This window comes from Thermoplasma sp. (genome assembly GCF_023256435.1).
GTDB lineage: Archaea > Thermoplasmatota > Thermoplasmata > Thermoplasmatales > Thermoplasmataceae > Thermoplasma.
Window position 1 is genome coordinate 1 of sequence record NZ_JAGDXM010000032.1, and the last position, 217, is coordinate 217.

The 217-nt window shown below is 43.8% G+C and carries 1 protein-coding gene; it reads right to left on the reverse strand.

Going from position 1 to position 217, the window contains the following annotated elements; translation table 11 throughout:
- On the reverse strand, window positions 1-202 hold a 202-nt coding region (locus Q0C15_RS04050), incomplete at its 3' end, for a zinc ribbon domain-containing protein (protein ID WP_297216731.1).
- Between the last annotated feature and the right edge of the window lie 15 nt (window positions 203-217).

The window sequence follows — 217 nt, forward strand, 5'->3', positions numbered from 1 at the left end:
GCAGCGATCGGCTGGCTGACAGCAGCCTGAAGTACTCAGATGTATCGAGTACTTCGATGTTCCTTGAGGCATTCAGATCCGCATGTAGTTCGAAGCCACAGTTATTGCATCTGAACACTGAACCATGTCTGTTATTCTTATCTGTATATCCGCATATGGAACATTTCTGCGATGTATACTTCGGATTTACATATAGTGCTATTTTGCCAGCATACTC